Genomic DNA, 16,566 nt, shown 5'->3' on the forward strand with positions numbered 1-16,566 from the left:
CACCGAATGGAAAGCATAAACCCCAACACCCCGCTGCAAACCTGGACGCGAGGTTACTTTGCAAACCGCACACAGCTGGACGAGTGCTTTGGATTTGAGGGTGAGGTAAAGGACCATTGGAAAAGATTGCTCCACAACATCGAGCAACTCGATCCCCAGGAATTGAAAAGCCGGCAGCAGGAATTGCTAAAGCTCCTCAAAGAAAACGGCGTCACCTACAACGTCTACGGCGACACCGACGGCCTGAACCGGCCTTGGTTGCTCGACACGATGCCCCTGCTCATCCCGGCTGCCGAATGGCGCATCACCGAGCGTGGCATGAAGCAGCGTGCCTATGTGCTAAACAAAGTGTTGGAAGATCTATATGGCGAACGCAAACTGTTGAAGGAGCGGATCATTCCCCCCGAACTGATCTATGCACACTCCGGATTTTTGCGTCCGTGCGATAAAATAAAATTACCCGGTGCCAACCAATTGATCCTCTACGCCGCCGACTTGTCGCGCGGCCCCGATGGAAAAGTGTGGGTGTTGAAAGACAGGACCCAAGCCCCTTCGGGCATGGGCTATGCGTTGGAGAACCGGAGCGCCTTGAACCGCGTGGTCCCCGAACTTTTCCGCAACCACCAAACCACCAAACTCGGAGGCTTCTTCAACAACATGATGCAGGCCTTCCTCGACATTGCCCCGCAAGGCAAGGAGCAACCCCGCGTGGTACTGCTCACCCCAGGCCCGCGAAACGAGACCTACTTTGAACATGCCTTCCTGGCCTCCTACATGGGCTTCACGCTGGCGCAAGGCGAAGACCTGGTGGTGAGGAATGGATTTGTGTGGATAAAAACGGTGGAAGGCCTGGAGAAAGTAGACATCATCCTCCGTCGTGTCGACGACAGCTATTGCGATCCGCTGGAGCTTCGCGAAGACTCGCACCTGGGCATCCCCGGTTTACTGGAAGCCATCCGCAAGGGCAATGTGTCGATAGCCAATCCGTTGGGAAGCAGCATCCTGGAGAACACAGGATTGATGGCCTTCATGCACAATGTGTTCAAATATTTTCTAAACGAAGATCCCGTTTTCAAAATGGTGGCCACCTGGTGGTGCGGGCAACCCAAGGAGATGGGCTTTGTGATGGATAATATCGATAAGCTCGTCATCAAAAAAATTGATCGCACGACCGGATCGGGAACGGTCATGGGCAGCCAGCTTTCCAAACAACAAAAAGAAGATTTGATCCGGCGCATGAAAGCGCAGCCGTATTTATATGTAGGCCAGGAAGAAGTTGGTTTTTCAACATCACCGGTTTTCACAAAGGGCAAATTGGAACCGCGCTACACAGTGTTGCGTACGTTCCTGGTGGCGGCCAATGGCGGCTACGATATCATGCCCGGTGGTCTCACACGTTGTTCGCCCGAGAAGGGTAGTTTTCTGGTGTCGAACCAGGACGGTGGCATCGCCAAGGACACTTGGGTAGAAACTTCGGTGAAGAGCAACACCCCGTCGTTGTTGCATCATTCTGATTTAAAAAGAAAAGCTGTTTTGCCCAGTCGTGCGGCAGAGAACCTTTTTTGGGTAGGGCGTTATGCACAACGGGTAGTCCGTACGTCGCGGTTCATTCGCATCGTATTGCGCAACCTGGGTCAAGGCGGGAATGCCAGCAACGGTCAGGAGTCCGAAGCGCAAAGTGCGCTGCTGCATACCATTACGCACATCACCGGTACGTATCCCGGGTTCCTGGAAGAAAATGAGACGGCTACCGTGGAGGACCGGCTCAACGAGATCCACAAGCTGATCTGCGATCAGAACCAGCATGGAAGCATCGTTTTTACGGTGAATAATTTGTTGAAAGCCATGTACGCCGTGCGCGACCGCTGGTCCATCGACAACTGGCGTATCATCGACGACATGGAGGACACCAAGCGCAAGCTCGCCGTGCTGGAGCCGCAAGGCATACGCCATGTGTTCACGCTGTTGGATCAGCTGAACGGAAGCCTGCTGTCATTTTTGGAGATGAACCGTCAGAGCATGTACCGCGGCGAAGGTTGGTTGATGTATCGCATCGGTCAGCTCATTGAAGAGATATCGCTGGAGTTGACGCAATACCGGGCGCTTCTCACATTTCAATATGAAGAGCACATCGAGTTCCAGATATTGGAAGCCCTGCTGGTGAGCAACCAGAACCTGTCCAACTACAGATCGGTGTATCGCACCTATTTCGATATTGCGCCCGCCATCGACTTGTTATTCCTGAACAAACAGAACCCCATCTCCATACTGTCGCAGCTGGAACAGCTGCTGAAATTCGTGGAGCAGCTTCCGCAAAAAGAAAAGGGCGCTCATGATAGCGAGATCTCCAACATCGTGTTCGAGTGTTACAGCCTGGTGCGCCTCATCAATGTGGAGACGCTGATGGCGGTGGACAAAGAGCTGGAATTCAGGTTAGAGCTGGATCGCGTGTGTGAAGTGCTCAACTCGAAAATATCATTGTTGTCGGTGAAGCTCACGGCCTGGTATTTCAGTCACTCTACGTATCAATACCAGGGCACAAAAGACAATTTCAAATTGGAAGTATAAAAATTGGTGTATGCGATACAAAGTAAAACACGTGACCGAATATACTTACCAGGACCCTGTTAGTCTCTGCCACAATCGCGTTTGCCTCACGCCTTTGAACCTTCCCCAACACACCTGCATTTCTTCCCAGATAAAGATCCAGCCGCCACCGGATGACCTCACCTATCGCAAAGATTTTTTTGGTAACACAGTCTTGTTCTTCTCATCCTATACCGACCATGATCATTTGGAGATCGTCTCCGAAAGTGAAGTAAACCTCGAAGGCCGGCCCAACGCCGATCGCGCCTTGGATTCGCCCGTGTTGTGGAAAGACATGCAGCAACGCCTGGCGTCGCAGGATGACGAACTGTTTGACATCATTCAATACACATTGCCGTCGACTTACATTCCCTACAGCGAAGAGATCAAGAAATTTTCAGAAGACTGTTTTGCAGAAGACGCCACCTTATGGTCGGCTTGCCACGCGTTGATGCAGAAAATTTACAAGAACATCGAATTCAAGCCTGGGTTCACCACCATCAATACCCCGGTGGAATTTGTGGTGAAAGCAAAGAAGGGTGTGTGTCAGGATTTTGCTCACCTCATGATCAGTTGTCTTCGAAACATGGGGCTGGCCGCACGCTACGTAAGTGGCTACATCGAGACCTTGCCACCACCAGGCAAAGAGAAGCTGGTGGGATCGGATGCATCGCATGCCTGGGTATCGGTTTATTTTCCTTCGATCGGCTGGGTGGAGTTCGATCCGACAAACAACTTGTTGCCAACATACAATCACATCACCGTAGCTTTTGGCCGCGACTATCACGACGTGGCTCCAATAAAAGGCATTGTCTTCAGCTCAGGCAAACAAAACCTATCGGTAAAAGTAGACGTCACTCGCCTCGACTAAGTCTCAAACGAAAGCACCTTTGCGCTGACTTTGCCTGCTCGCCGAAGCTTTAGCGAAGGTGAGGTGGTTCAACCTATTCCAAGGCCCGATAAAAAAACAACGCATACCCCGGCTCCAATTCCGGATGCGCGATCTTCACCAGGTCCTTCAAAATGATATCCGGCCGCAAGTAGCCCAACTCCAGATATTCACTTCCACCCTTTGCACCTTTTCGTGCATCATAATTATAGACCTTCTTCTGAACAAAAGATTCGAATTTTGCATACCGCCGGTCGGCCGCCGCGATCTCGCGAAGCGACGTGTAACTGCCCAGCCCAATCCAAAGATCGGCATCGTGCGCCTTTTCATAAACCGACTCAAAGCTCAATTGAAGCCACCCGCTGGAGGGATCGTCTTTCCACAAATAGTCACACCCCGCGTCGTTTAAGATGGTGGAGGCATAATTTTTTCCTCCCGGTAGAAACCACGCATCGCTATACACCACACCGCTCAACACCGAAGGCCGTGACGTGGCGCGATCGGCCATGGCCTTCGTTTCGAGATAGCTTTGTTCGATGGTTCGAAACACGGAATCGGCGAGCTTCTCCTTATCAAAGAACAGCGCCATAAACTTGATCCACTCCGCGCGCCCCAAGGGATGTTTCTCCAAGTATTCTGCATTCAACACGACCGGCACGCCCAGCTCTTCCATTTTTTTAAACTGACCGTAGTCCGAGTTCATGCTGTAGCCCATCACCATGTCGGGTTTCAACACGGCCAGGCGTTCGAGGTTCATGCCCTGGTCAACCCCCAGCTCCTGTATTTTTCCAGCGTCGATGCGCTGCCGCATTTTTTCAGAGCTGATATAGTCGGTGGTGGGGAAGCCTGTCAGCTTGTCGCTTTCATTCAGATAGTCGAGTAACGGAATATGCGTCGTCGCCGTGCACACGATCGATTGCAAAGGAATGCGGATCACTTTTTCATCATCGGCATGTGCCGGGATATTCTCGTTGCGCGGCACGAGCAAATATTTGTAGCCGGACGTGGCACCCTGAAACGGCTGGGTAACTTCCACATGCTTCACATGGCCTTCATAACGAACGGTGAACCCTTCTGCGTAATGCAAGGTCGTGGCCGAAGAGGTGCTGATGGGCGCAGGAGGTGTTTCTGTTTTTCGGGTTGAACAAGCAACCAGTAGGAGAAAAGGAATAAGGATAAAGGTCGATCTCATGCCGCAAAGATAGGAGAGGAATGGAGAGGTCCTTTGGTTTTACAGAATTGCATAGTATGTTTGTCTCGGATTCATGGTTCTCTTGCTGCACCAGCATCAGGAGATTAAAAGGGAATACCGGTACGACCCACGTCAATTCCGGAGCTGTCCCCGCAACTGTAATTCACATAGTTATCGCTGACTCTCTAATTAGCCACTGTTCGCCGCCGGCGGATGGGAAGGCGTCAGCGATGTGAAAAGCCAGGAGACCTGCCATCAATCCTTACAAACTTTAATTTTTGACTTTCGGGTGAAAGGTCAGGAGTGTTCGAAAGCCCTTGCTTCCGGCTCTGTCTGGTTTTGCATCCGTCGCCATCAAACGCGCTATGCTTTTGCGATTGGGTATTTTTCTGGGATGTGTCAGCGTCGGTTTTCTCGCGAAAGCCCAGGGCGACTCCGTTGTGCTGAAGCCGGTAACGGTCTATGGCCTCCCCGACGAAAAATACTTGGCCGGCGGTCAATTCTATGGCCTGGACTCGGCGTTAAGATCGCAGCAAGAGTCACGTCACCTGGGAGAGATATTGGCGTTTCAATTCCCGGTCTATTTTAGAAACTATGGCAACGGCATGCTGTCGGGCATCAGCATGCGCGGCACATCGCCCTCGCATGTGGCCGTGCGATGGAACGGCATCAACATCAACAGCTTCTCGCTTGGCCAGGCCGATTTCTCCATCTTGCCCACGATAGCCTTCGACGATGTGAAGGTGCATGCGGGTGGGGGAAGCGCGCGCTTTGGCAGTGGTGCCTTTGGCGGATCGGTGTTGCTGTCGTCTACAGGTTCGACAACCAACATCTTGTCTGTTAGCCAGGAGGTGGGAAGCTTTGGCCGCTATTTCACCTCGTTGAAAGGATCGTTTCGCGTTGGAAGATTTTCTTCCTCATCATCACTCTATCGCGTGCAAGCCAAAAACGACTTCCCCATTCCCGGGTATGGCGAACGACAACCCCATGCCGCCTATTGGCAACAGGGCTTTGTGCAACACGCGCAATATTCTTTTTCCGAAGCCCGCCGCATCACCCTCGACTACTGGTTCAACGACTCCCACAAAGAGATCCAGCCCACCATCGGCAACAACAACAGCACCGACGAGCAAGACGACCGCAATCATCGCCTCAGTGTTTTCTACGAACAAAACACCACACAAGGATTGTCAAAGATTGGTGGTGGTTTTGTCGACGACAAGATCATTTATAATGGTACCGTGAGCGAAATTGTCCGCTGGATCGCTTCGGCCAGCCATCAGTATACCTTTAAAAATCAGTGGAACGTTTCCGGCAGCGCCGAGTGGAATCACATCATCGGCAAAGTGAAAGAATACGGCCCCACTTCGCCGGAAGAAGATCGTGTGGATCTGGCCGCCGCCGTTCAAAAGACCTTTAAAAAAGTTTCGGCGTCATTCAATTTGCGACAGCCCTTCATCACGCACGTCACGGCCCCTTTGCTGCCCTACGTCGGCGCCGATGTGGTGTTGTTCGAAAATTCCGCACAGCAGTGGTTGCTGAGTGTGAACGGTTCCAAAAATTTCCGCGCCCCCACATTCAACGATCGCTACTGGCAAGAAGCCGGCAGCCGCGACCTGCAACCCGAAACCAGCTACGCCGCCGAGGCTGGACTGGGATGGCGCTATCATATGCTGAAGATCAATGCCCGCGGATTTTACCAGCACATCGACCAATGGATCCAGTGGATCCCCATGGAGCAGGGCATATACCGCCCCCGCAACGTGAAGCAAGTGAGGACCGATGGCATAGAGACAAGCGTAGAAGACCAGGTGAACATAGGAATAGTGACGGTTCGTGCAAAGCTGTCCTATCAATTTACACAGGCGATAACACTGGAGACGGATGATACGGACGCGGCCGCAGTAGGCAAACAACTGATCTATACTCCCCTTCACACGGGTTCGGGCACCGTGAGTGCTGTGTATAAAACATGGTCGGCCAATGTGTATTTGCAATATTCGGGTAAACGCTTCACAGAATCATCCAATTCGTCGGTGTATGCGCTCGATCCGTTTGTGTTGACCGATTTGTCGCTCAATAAATTGTGGACACAAAATCAACATGATTTCATGCTCTCTTTCCAGGTGAAAAACCTGTTTGATAAAACCTATCAACTCTATGCCGGTCGGGCCATGCCGGGCCGCAACTTTAACTTGAAAATTTCCTATCACTTAAATCGTAAGAAACAATGAACATTCACTACAAAACGGAACCGTCCGGAAACCCCTCTTTTTTTAATGTGACGAAAAACATGCGAAGAATTTTCGCCGTGCTGTTCGTAGCGGTATCGCTATGGGCCTGTAACGATGACGACGACAAGCCCCAGGGCAAATACGAACATGGCGCTTTCGTGTTGAACGAAGGAAAGTTTTTGTCCGGCACGGGCACGATCACCTATTATAATGAAACAGCCGATACCCTGCAGCAAAATATTTTTAGAAATGCCGCCGGACAGTACGCAGGCGACGTCGTGCAATCCATGATCTTTCACGACGATAAGGCCTACATCGTGGTGAACGGCGACAACAAGGTCGAAATCGCCAATGCCAATACCTTCGAAAGACTGGGTTCGATCACCGACGATCAGATCATTCAACCGCGCTACATGGAAGTTGTAGACAACAAGGGATACCTCACGGTACAGGGACCTTACGACGACAACTACAATCTGGTGGACTCCTATGTTTTGGTGATCGACCTGTCGAATAACACCGTAACAAAAAAGATTCCCACCGAAGAAGGAATTGAAAACATCGTGTACGTGGGCAATAAATTGTTTGTAGGAGCCTCAGGCTACAGCAGTAACCACAACGTGGGCGTGATCGATCCCTCGAACAACACACTCGTCGACAACATAGAATTGGACGGCGTTCCCGTGGGCATGGTGGTTGACAACAACAATAAGCTTTGGGTGCTCGCCAACGGCGATGCCGATGCCAAACTCTATCGCATTAACCCATCCACATTCGAGAAAGAGCAAACCATCAACCTCGGCACTTCCGTCGATACGGACCTCGCCATTACACCCGATAAAAGTGGTTTGATCTATAGCGCCTCTGGAAGCTTCTACAAGATTTCTACCTCGGCCACTACCGCGTCTACAACACCTTTGTTCTCGGCCGAAGAGATCATAACTCAATATGCCATGAACGTAGATCCCGACAACGGTGAAATATGGATTGGCGATGCCTTGAACTATAGCTCGGAAGGAAAAGTTTATATTTACACCAGCGATGGCAAGCTCAAAAAGACATTCACCGCCGGCATCAGTCCTACCAATTTTGTTTTTAGATGAAAGACGAAGAACATGAGGAAAAAGACGAACCTGTATTATACTACATGGAAAACGGCTTTGTCGTGTTCACGGAAGCCTATCACTTAAAACGAGGTTATTGTTGTAAGAACGGATGCCGTCATTGTCCTTATGGATTCAAAAAGAAAAGTAACGATAAGCTGGAGCGGAGGTAAAGACTCCGCTTTCGCTTTATATAAGATCCTCACGTCGGGCGAGTACCACGTGGTGGATCTTCATACCACGTTGAACGAAGAGACCCGGCGCGTGGGCCTGCACGGCGTGCACGAAACGCTCATCGAACAACAAGCTGCGGGCCTGGGCCTGCCACTGACAAAATTGTACCTGCCGTCCAGCGAAGATCACGACGCCTATGAAAAGTTGATGATCGCATACTACAAACAATGCGCCCGACGCGGCATCGAACAGGTTGTTTTTGGTGATATTTTTTTGGAAGACCTTCGCTTGTTTCGCGAGAAGCTGTTGCAGAACACAGCCTTAAGCTCTCTTTATCCGCTGTGGAAAATAGATACGCAAAAGTTATTGAATGACTTTATCGCGATCGGATTTAAAACAGTGATCTGTTCGGCCGATGCGGACAAGTTTTTGCAAGACCAGCTAGGCAATACGATCGACACGGCCTTTGCTGAAAATATTCGGCCTGGCGTGGACCCGTGTGGCGAGAACGGAGAGTACCATACATTGGTGTATGACGGTCCGATTTTTAAGAAACCGGTGCCATTCCAAACCGGCGAGGTGGTGAAGAAGCAGTACAGTTTTCAAAAGAAAAATCAGCAAGGCGAAAACGAGCGGGTGGAAAAATCTTTCTGGTTTCAGGACTTGCTTCCGCGGATCGCCTGATGATAGGCCTCCAATAATTTTTGTGCAGCATCCTGGGCCGACAACTTCATGGCTTCCACGTCACGCTCCAGCGTTTTGCGTAATGTTTTGAGCGTCGGGTGCCGCTGGAGATCGGCTTGCAAAGCGTCCTTGAAATATTCACGAAACCACTCCACATTTTGTTGTCTGCGGAGGCTGTCGAGAAATCCAGACGCTTGCGTGTGCCGGTGATGCTCTTCGATCATATGCCATATGCCTTCAATGCCTTCGCCGGTCAAGGCAGAAGTCGTGACCACGCGGGGCGTCCAGCCCGAAGCACCGGGCGGAAACAAATGAAGGGCGTGTTGATATTCGGCCCGCGCTTCTTGCGCGCGCGAAAAATTGTCACCCTCCGCTTTGGTGATGGCAATCGCATCGGCCATTTCCATGATGCCCTTCTTGATGCCCTGCAGCTCATCGCCGGCCCCGGCCAGCATGAGCAACAGGAAAAAGTCTACCATGTTTTTTACGGACACTTCCGACTGTCCGACGCCCACGGTCTCGACGATGATCACATCAAACCCCGCGGCTTCACACAAGAGCATCGCCTCCCGCGTTTTGTGAGCCACACCGCCCAAGGCATTGCCCGACGACGACGGGCGAATAAAGCAGTTTGGATTTTTTGAGAGCTCTTCCATGCGGGTCTTGTCACCCAAAATGCTCCCCCGCGTCAGCGGGCTGCTGGGATCGACGGTGAGAACGCCAACCTTCTTTCCCTGTTGAATGAGATACAAGCCCAAAACCTCGATAAACGTACTTTTTCCAACGCCCGGAACCCCGGTAATGCCCAGCCGGATAGCGCCACCGGTTTTTGGGCTGATGGCCGAAAGCAGCCGTGCCGCCAGCGCTTGGTCGTCGTGAAGGGTGCTTTCAATGAGCGTGATGGCCTGTCCCAACAGCACGCGATCGCCACGACGGATTCCCTCCGTGTATTCGGTGAGTGTGCGTTTCGATCGGGGTCGTGGCTTCAAGGGCTATGGTAATGCAAGGTAAATTTCTAAATTTACTTCATACATTCTTATCCATCATGAGAAAATTCTGGCTCGATTGCTTCATCGCAACGGTCTTCGTCTTCCTTGCCATGTGGGGCATTGTGAGGATTACACAGTTGACTATATTCGACGCGTTCGACTCCATCGGCAAAGCCATTGGCGATGTGGAGCTGACTGATTACGTCTTCTGGGGGCTTCGCGTAGACCCGCCGGTAGACACCAGTATTGTGGTTGTCAATATAGGCAATTTGTCGCGCCGGGAAATCGCACAACAAATCCAGATCATCAGCAAGTATAAACCGAAAATTATCGGCATCGACGCATTCTTCGACTGCAGTGGATTCCATAGAGATACCGTTAGTTGTCCACCCCTTCGGGATGAGCTTGGCAATCTTATGCTCGGCGCAGCGATTACTCAAGCGGGCAATGTCATACTGGTTAGCCAACTAGAGCGCGCTGATACGCTGCTACCGGCCGACAAATTTGATTCGTTGCGACGGTCCGACCCCATATTCTCAGAAAATGCATCGCGTGAGGGATTTGCCAATCTGGATACCGACGCGGCATATCAGGACGATGTAAAAACATGCCGGCAGTTCACACCAAAAGCCGACGTCGCCGGTAAACCGCAGTATGCTTTTGCGGTCGAGATGGCCCTGGCATACGATTCGGCAAAAGCGCGCAAATTCTTAAGACGAAACAATGAAACCGAAATTGTCAACTACCGTGGCAACGTGGTTGACGTTTTTGGACAGACGAAATATCCACAAATGTTTTTCACGCTTGACGCTAACCAAGTGCTGAACGAAGATTTTGTGGAAACGCTTTTGAAAGACAAGATTGTGATCATGGGTTTCCTCGGTGACCAATTGGGCGATCCATCTTGGGCTGATAAATTTTATACGCCGTTAAATGGAAAAATGGCTGGTAAAGCAAACCCTGACATGTTTGGCGTCGTTGTACACGCCAATATCGTGTCCATGATTTTGAAGGAAGACTATGTGAACAAAATGGCTGCCTGGCAGGAAGTCCTCATGGCGTTTATGTTTTGCATCCTTAATGTGGCACTATTTTCGCTAATCAATACCCACTTGCCAAGTTGGTACGACGGTATTACAAAGCTGCTGCAGCTCTTGCAATTGTTGTTGTATTCCGTGCTCATGGTAAAGGTATTCGAATGGTATTCGTTCAAGCTCAATGTCACGTTGACGCTCGCCGCCGTGGCCCTGGTGGGGGATGTGTATGAAGTATATATGAGCGTAATTAAAAATCTTATTATTAAAATTGGAAGCCTCTTGCCGTTTACCCGGCGTAAGGAAGGAGTATTAATACCATAGATCCCGCTAAAAAGCCTTATCTTTAATATCTCTCCCAATACACAAGACCATGAAAACGTTAAAATTGACACTTCTTTTCGCTTTGCTCGCCTCCTTTGTCTCGGCACAGGACTATGCCTTCAAGGTATTGGCCACCAAGGGCAGCAATGAGGTAAAGTCTGGCAATGACTGGGTGCCCCTGAAAACCGGCGCCAGCCTGCACGACACCGATGAATTGAAGATCAGCGACAACGCCTATGTAGGCCTGGTACACAGCAAGGGCACGCCCCTGGAACTGAAAAAGGCCGGCAACTACCCCGTGAAAAAACTGGACGATGAAGTAAAAGACAAACCAACCACCGGCGTACTCAACAAGTACACCGACTTCATCCTCAGCAGCAACTCGGCCGAAAACAAAAAGAATCGTCTCAGTGCAACGGGAGCGGTGAGCCGCGGCGAAGCATATGCCATAAAGCTCATGCTCCCCGAAAATCAATACTCCGGCATTTTCAACAATGAAGCCATCATCACATGGGACAATGGAAAAGCCACAGGCCCTTATGTCGTAACGCTAAAGAATATGTTTGAGGACGAACTTGTGAAATTTGAAACCCCCGAAACGAGTTTCAAAATCAATTTGTCAGACGCGCGATACGCGAAAGAAGGAGCCATTCTGGTGGAGGTGCATTCAAAGGCTGATCCCAAACTCGTTTCCGACCGACACCTCATCAAGCGACTGACGCCCGCGGAGCAGGCTGGCCTTAAAACTAAGATTGACAATGAAATGGGTGGAACCATGGAGCCCACAGCATTGAATAAATATTTGCGTGCCGGATTCTTCGAAGAAAATAAACTGCTCATCGACGCCATTACCGCCTACGAGGAAGCTATCCAACTCGCGCCCGATGTGCCTACCTATCAGGAAGCATTGGATGAATTCCTGGTGCGTAACGGCATAAAGAAATAGTAGCCTCCCACTATTATAAAGAGAACACGAAGGCCGCACAACGCGGCTTTCGCTTTTTCGGGTATATGCTATTCGTTAGGATTGTATTAGTTTTGCTAAAGTAAAACCTTAACTCTCTTATACTGTCTATATTATGAAATCCTCTAAGTTGGCATTGGTCGTCATGGCGCTGGTAGGTTTCGGCCACATCTATGCGCAAGAGTATGCTTTTAAAGTGCTTGTCAGCAAAGGCAAGAATGAAATGAAATCCGGTTCCGGGTGGCAACCCCTTAAGGTGGGCGCCAGCCTCAAACCCGCCGACGAACTGAAGCTTTCTGAAAACGCTTACGTCGGTTTGGTGCACGTCACCGGGAAGCCCTTCGAAGTGAAAAAACCGGCCGGCACCTACAAGGTGATAGACTTTGCCAATCAGGTGAAACCCGGACCCAGCGTGCTGAATAAATATACCGACTTCGTGCTAAGCTCGGCCACTTCACCCAAAAACACCCTTGCCGCAACAGGGGCCGTAACACGCGGCGACGAGTTCATTGCGTTATACTTGCCAGTGAACCACAACGAAGTGTTTGGTAACAAAATAATTATCAGCTGGGACGATGAGAAAAAACTGAAACCCTACACGGTGACTTTCACCACACTGTTTGGCGATGAACTGCTGAAGAAGGAAACATCCGACTCATGGATGGAAGTAGACCTTGCCGACCCCACTTTTGGCCCCGAGAACAACATCATCGTAAATGTGGTATCGAAGACCAACAAGAATCACAAATCGGAAAACTTTACGTTGAAGAAGGCCCCCAAGGCCACGCGCGATAAGATCAAGGGGCCTTATGCTGAGTTGGCCGCCACAGAGCCCACCGCGATCAATAAACTGTTCATCGCCGCCTTGTTCGAAGAGAACAACCTCCTCATCGACGCTGGCACAGCCTTCCAGGAAGCAGCCAAACTCGAACCCGCCTACCAACAGTCCTACACCGACTTCCTGGTGCGGAACAACATCAAAAAGCTGGTTAAAAAGTAAACCGACCGCCCAAAGAATAAAGAAAAGCTGCCCTCACCCGGCAGCTTTTCTTGTTTGCGGCGCGTTTGGTCAAAAGGTTTATTATCCTATTTTTGTGCTTCTCAAAAGCAAACGACAAACTTCCATGAGTGTACTGGTAAATAAAAATTCCCGTGTCATCGTTCAGGGTTTCACAGGTTCCGAAGGCTCCTTTCACGCGGGCCAGATGATTGAATATGGAACAAACGTAGTAGGGGGTGTAACCCCTGCGAAAGGTGGAACCGAACACTTGGGAAGACCGGTATTCAACACCGTGAAAGAAGCCGTTGAGAAAACGGGTGCCGACGTGTCCATCATCTTCGTGCCCCCTGCCTTCGCCGCCGACGCCATCATGGAGGCCGTAGACGCAGGCATTAAAGTAGTCATCACCATCACCGAAGGCATACCCGTAAAGGATATGATGACGGCCAAAAAATATCTGCAAAGCAAAGGCGGCGTAACCCTCATCGGTCCCAACTGCCCTGGCGTGATCACCCCTGGCGAAGCCAAAGTAGGCATCATGCCCGGCTTTGTGTTCAAGAAAGGACGGATCGGCATCGTGTCTAAGTCGGGAACCCTCACCTATGAAGCAGCCGACCAGATCGTGAAAGCCGGCCTGGGCATCTCCACCGCTATTGGTATTGGCGGCGACCCCATCATCGGAACACCCACAAAAGATGCTGTAGAATTGTTAATGAATGACCCCGAAACCGACGCCATCGTCATGATCGGCGAGATCGGCGGAAACTATGAGCCCGTAGCGGCCCGTTGGATCAAGGATTCGGGAAATAAGAAGCCAGTGGTTGGATTTATCGCCGGCCAGACTGCCCCTCCGGGTCGCAGAATGGGCCACGCGGGTGCCATTATTGGCGGCGCCGACGACACCGCAGCGGCTAAGATGAAGATCATGCGCGAGTGTGGCATCACCGTGGTAGAATCACCCGCCGAGATTGGCGAAACCATGGTGAAAGTATTGGCCGGCAAAAAATAGTCGCCGGCCCCAATTTCCTATTAAAAAGTAGTTCTGAATTCGTTTTCCAGGTATTCGTTCAGGTTTTTCAACCCGCGCAGCATGCTGAGCTTTTCGGCTTTTTGATCGGCGTTGTCGTTTTGGTAGATCACCTCTACGAACAAGTCGCGGAGCATGTAGATGTAGATTTTGCGGCCATTTTTCACGCGCGTTCCCAGGGCTACACCTTTTCTTTTGAGGTATTTCACCTGACTTTCTAAAGAAAGCTTGCTGAAAATGAACTTGAGGATCATAAAACAATTTGTTTGTTGTGTTATGTATCCAAATGCCAATAGCAAGCCAGGAGAAAAAAACCTTAAAATATCGGTGTTTTGGCCTTTTTAGAGTGGAGGCCAGTCCAGGAATGGGAAACTGAATTCAAAACAATACTCTTTTATGGACAGAGGTCGGGAGCCACATCGTCTACCTCGCCAAACCACACCAGCCCGTATTCTTTGTAGATGCCAATGCCGATGGCCTTCCATTTTGCCTTTTCCCACGTGCCGCTGTTGATGAGCAGGGGATTGTGGCCGGGACTTACTTTCCAACCGTCAAGTCCTTCTTTCGCCGTGGCGCCAACGGAACTGTAATAGGCGATCTCAAAACCATTGCCCGTATAGCCGGCAATTTCCTGTGGCTTGGTCCACATGCAGGAGGCTTTCTTGTGATCGTTGGTATAACAGCACGACGTCCATTTTCCGTGCGACGACCAACTGTGGGGGTTGCATTTGTTCTTGGGGTCGAAGGTATAGTGCTCGGAGAGATCGCGTGCATGGGTCTGAGCCACCTGCGAGAGTTTGGTAGAGAGCGGAATCGATTCCAGGTGGTTTTCCCGGCGGTAGACCATGATCAGGTCATACAGTTTCTTCTCTTCTGGACTAAGGCAGACCGTTGCAACAGGATAGGGCCGCTCATGGAAGCCGCCGAGGCCAAACAGCACCAGACTGCTTGCCAGAAGAAGGGAAAACGATTTCATAGAGAAATTTACCAATAAACGCCAGGCCGAGTAAAAATATCTTCATTTCTGGTTGAGATTTTTTAATTTTCCGCGCCCAAAAAAATGGGCATCACAAAACATTCACTTTTAACGCATTACAAACAATGAGCGATCAGAAAATTAGCATCAGCAACGGTAAGCTGAACGTGCCTGATAATCCTACGATTCCCTTTATTGAAGGCGATGGAACCGGCGTAGACATTTGGCCTGCATCTCAACTGGTATTCGACAAAGCGGTAGAAAAGGCCTATAACGGAAAGCGGAAGATCAACTGGAAGGAAGTTCTGGCAGGCGAAAAAGCGTTTAACAAAACCGGCAACTGGATGCCCGAAGAAACGCTCACCGTCTTCAGAGAATATTTAGTAGGTATCAAAGGCCCCCTCACCACACCGGTAGGCGGCGGCATTCGCTCCCTCAATGTGGCCCTCCGCCAGGAACTCGACCTCTATGCGTGTGTGCGTCCCGTGCGGTGGTTCAAGGGCGTGCCTTCGCCCGTGAAGGAGCCTCAAAAGACCGACATGGTCATCTTCCGCGAAAACACCGAAGACATCTATGCCGGCATCGAATTTCAGGAAGGCTCGGAAGAGAACAAGAAATTCCTGCAGTTGTTGAAAGACAATTTCCCGAAGAGCTATAAGAAGATCCGCTTCCCCGAAAATTCGGGTATCGGCATCAAACCCGTTTCCAAAGACGGAACCGAACGTCTCGTGCGCTCGGCACTGAAATACGCCCTCGAGCACAAGCTGCCCAGCGTTACACTCGTGCACAAAGGCAACATCATGAAGTTCACCGAAGGCGGTTTCCGCGACTGGGGATATGCCCTCGCGAAAAGCGAATTTGGAGCCGTAGACCTCGATGGTGGTCCTTGGCAAGTGATCCAGAAAGGTGATCATAAACTGATCATCAAAGACGCCATCGCCGACGCATTCCTCCAGCAGATATTGCTGCGCCCGGATGAATATTCGGTGGTTGCAACCTTGAACCTCAACGGCGACTACATCTCCGATGCGCTCGCTGCCATCGTGGGAGGTATCGGCATTGCGCCCGGCGGAAACGTGAACTACGTAACCGGCCACGCCATCTTCGAAGCCACACACGGCACAGCACCTAAATACGCCGGCCAGGACAAAGTGAATCCCGGCTCTGTCATTCTCTCCGGTGTCATGATGCTCGAATACATGGGCTGGAAAGAAGCTGCCGATCTCATCATCAAAGGATTGGAAGGCGCCATCAATGCAAAGAAAGTAACCTACGATTTCCACCGCCTCATGGAAGGCGCAACCCTGCTGAAATGCTCGGAGTTTGCGAAAGAAGTAGTGAGTAAGATGTAATAAGCAACGGTTCACAACCGTGTGTTTTAAGAAAGGTC

15 protein-coding genes and 1 riboswitch are annotated in these 16,566 nt (G+C 50.7%); of the genes, 11 read left to right on the forward strand and 4 right to left on the reverse strand.

Annotated elements, in window-relative coordinates; all coding sequences use genetic code 11:
* Positions 1 to 6: 6 nt before the first annotated feature.
* Both D4L85_RS11860 and D4L85_RS11865 read left to right on the forward strand, forming a co-directional pair.
* The gene (locus D4L85_RS11860) at positions 7 to 2,568 is read left to right on the forward strand and encodes a circularly permuted type 2 ATP-grasp protein (protein ID WP_119754509.1); all 2,562 of its coding nucleotides are present in this window, start codon (positions 7 to 9) and stop codon (positions 2,566 to 2,568) included.
* A 10-nt stretch (positions 2,569 to 2,578) separates the two neighbouring features.
* Positions 2,579 to 3,457, forward strand: a complete 879-nt coding sequence (locus D4L85_RS11865) for a transglutaminase family protein (protein WP_119754510.1) — start codon at positions 2,579 to 2,581, stop codon at positions 3,455 to 3,457.
* Positions 3,458 to 3,530: 73 nt separating this feature from the next.
* Here the strand turns inward: D4L85_RS11865 and D4L85_RS11870 are convergent, their stop codons facing one another.
* Positions 3,531 to 4,667, reverse strand: coding sequence for an ABC transporter substrate-binding protein (locus D4L85_RS11870; RefSeq protein WP_119754511.1), 1,137 nt, complete (start codon positions 4,665 to 4,667; stop codon positions 3,531 to 3,533).
* Positions 4,668 to 4,724: 57 nt separating this feature from the next.
* A riboswitch (cobalamin riboswitch) is annotated at positions 4,725 to 4,938 on the forward strand.
* Positions 4,939 to 5,032: 94 nt separating this feature from the next.
* Here D4L85_RS11870 and D4L85_RS11875 point away from each other — a divergent pair.
* From D4L85_RS11875 to D4L85_RS11885, 4 genes are read left to right on the forward strand one after another with little or no spacing between them, the layout of a single operon-like run.
* Positions 5,033 to 6,901 (forward strand): TonB-dependent receptor domain-containing protein, encoded by a 1,869-nt coding sequence (locus tag D4L85_RS11875; RefSeq protein WP_119754512.1) that lies wholly within the window; start codon positions 5,033 to 5,035, stop codon positions 6,899 to 6,901.
* Between the two features lie 59 nt (positions 6,902 to 6,960).
* The gene (locus tag D4L85_RS11880) at positions 6,961 to 8,004 is read left to right on the forward strand and encodes a DUF5074 domain-containing protein (protein WP_160143680.1); all 1,044 of its coding nucleotides are present in this window, start codon (positions 6,961 to 6,963) and stop codon (positions 8,002 to 8,004) included.
* 44 nt (positions 8,005 to 8,048) lie between these two features.
* Positions 8,049 to 8,177 carry a DUF5522 domain-containing protein gene (locus D4L85_RS34405; protein WP_236849112.1) on the forward strand — a complete coding sequence of 43 codons (129 nt, stop codon included), beginning with the start codon at positions 8,049 to 8,051 and terminating at the stop codon, positions 8,175 to 8,177.
* The gene (locus D4L85_RS11885) at positions 8,134 to 8,862 is read left to right on the forward strand and encodes a Dph6-related ATP pyrophosphatase (protein ID WP_119754514.1); all 729 of its coding nucleotides are present in this window, start codon (positions 8,134 to 8,136) and stop codon (positions 8,860 to 8,862) included. Before D4L85_RS34405 ends, D4L85_RS11885 begins: the two co-directional genes overlap by 44 nt.
* On the opposite strand, the gene meaB is transcribed toward D4L85_RS11885, so the two are convergent.
* Positions 8,835 to 9,851, reverse strand: a complete 1,017-nt coding sequence (gene meaB / locus D4L85_RS11890) for a methylmalonyl Co-A mutase-associated GTPase MeaB (protein ID WP_119754515.1) — start codon at positions 9,849 to 9,851, stop codon at positions 8,835 to 8,837. The two genes, D4L85_RS11885 and meaB, sit on opposite strands and share 28 nt — an antisense overlap.
* 56 nt (positions 9,852 to 9,907) lie before the next feature.
* Here meaB and D4L85_RS11895 point away from each other — a divergent pair, with 56 nt between their 5' ends.
* The 4 genes from D4L85_RS11895 (at position 9,908) to sucD (ending at position 14,182) form a co-directional block, all read left to right on the forward strand.
* Positions 9,908 to 11,209, forward strand: a complete 1,302-nt coding sequence (locus tag D4L85_RS11895) for a CHASE2 domain-containing protein (RefSeq protein ID WP_160143682.1) — start codon at positions 9,908 to 9,910, stop codon at positions 11,207 to 11,209.
* A gap of 49 nt (positions 11,210 to 11,258) precedes the next feature.
* A complete protein-coding gene (locus D4L85_RS11900) occupies positions 11,259 to 12,155 on the forward strand; it encodes a hypothetical protein (RefSeq protein WP_119754517.1) in 897 nt (298 codons plus the stop codon).
* A 133-nt stretch (positions 12,156 to 12,288) separates the two neighbouring features.
* Complete coding sequence (locus D4L85_RS11905; protein WP_160143683.1) at positions 12,289 to 13,173, forward strand: hypothetical protein; 885 nt, start codon at positions 12,289 to 12,291, stop codon at positions 13,171 to 13,173.
* Positions 13,174 to 13,297: 124 nt separating this feature from the next.
* The gene (gene sucD, locus D4L85_RS11910) at positions 13,298 to 14,182 is read left to right on the forward strand and encodes a succinate--CoA ligase subunit alpha (RefSeq protein ID WP_073133838.1); all 885 of its coding nucleotides are present in this window, start codon (positions 13,298 to 13,300) and stop codon (positions 14,180 to 14,182) included.
* Positions 14,183 to 14,202: 20 nt separating this feature from the next.
* Here the strand turns inward: sucD and D4L85_RS11915 are convergent, their stop codons facing one another.
* Positions 14,203 to 14,454 (reverse strand): hypothetical protein, encoded by a 252-nt coding sequence (locus D4L85_RS11915; RefSeq protein ID WP_119754519.1) that lies wholly within the window; start codon positions 14,452 to 14,454, stop codon positions 14,203 to 14,205.
* Between the two features lie 140 nt (positions 14,455 to 14,594).
* Positions 14,595 to 15,176, reverse strand: coding sequence for a CAP domain-containing protein (locus D4L85_RS11920; protein ID WP_119754520.1), 582 nt, complete (start codon positions 15,174 to 15,176; stop codon positions 14,595 to 14,597).
* A 125-nt stretch (positions 15,177 to 15,301) separates the two neighbouring features.
* Between D4L85_RS11920 and icd the strand changes: the two genes are divergently transcribed.
* Complete coding sequence (gene icd, locus D4L85_RS11925; RefSeq protein ID WP_119754521.1) at positions 15,302 to 16,528, forward strand: NADP-dependent isocitrate dehydrogenase; 1,227 nt, start codon at positions 15,302 to 15,304, stop codon at positions 16,526 to 16,528.
* Positions 16,529 to 16,566 lie beyond the last annotated feature (38 nt).

The sequence above is a fragment of the Chryseolinea soli genome (assembly GCF_003589925.1).
GTDB lineage: Bacteria > Bacteroidota > Bacteroidia > Cytophagales > Cyclobacteriaceae > Chryseolinea > Chryseolinea soli.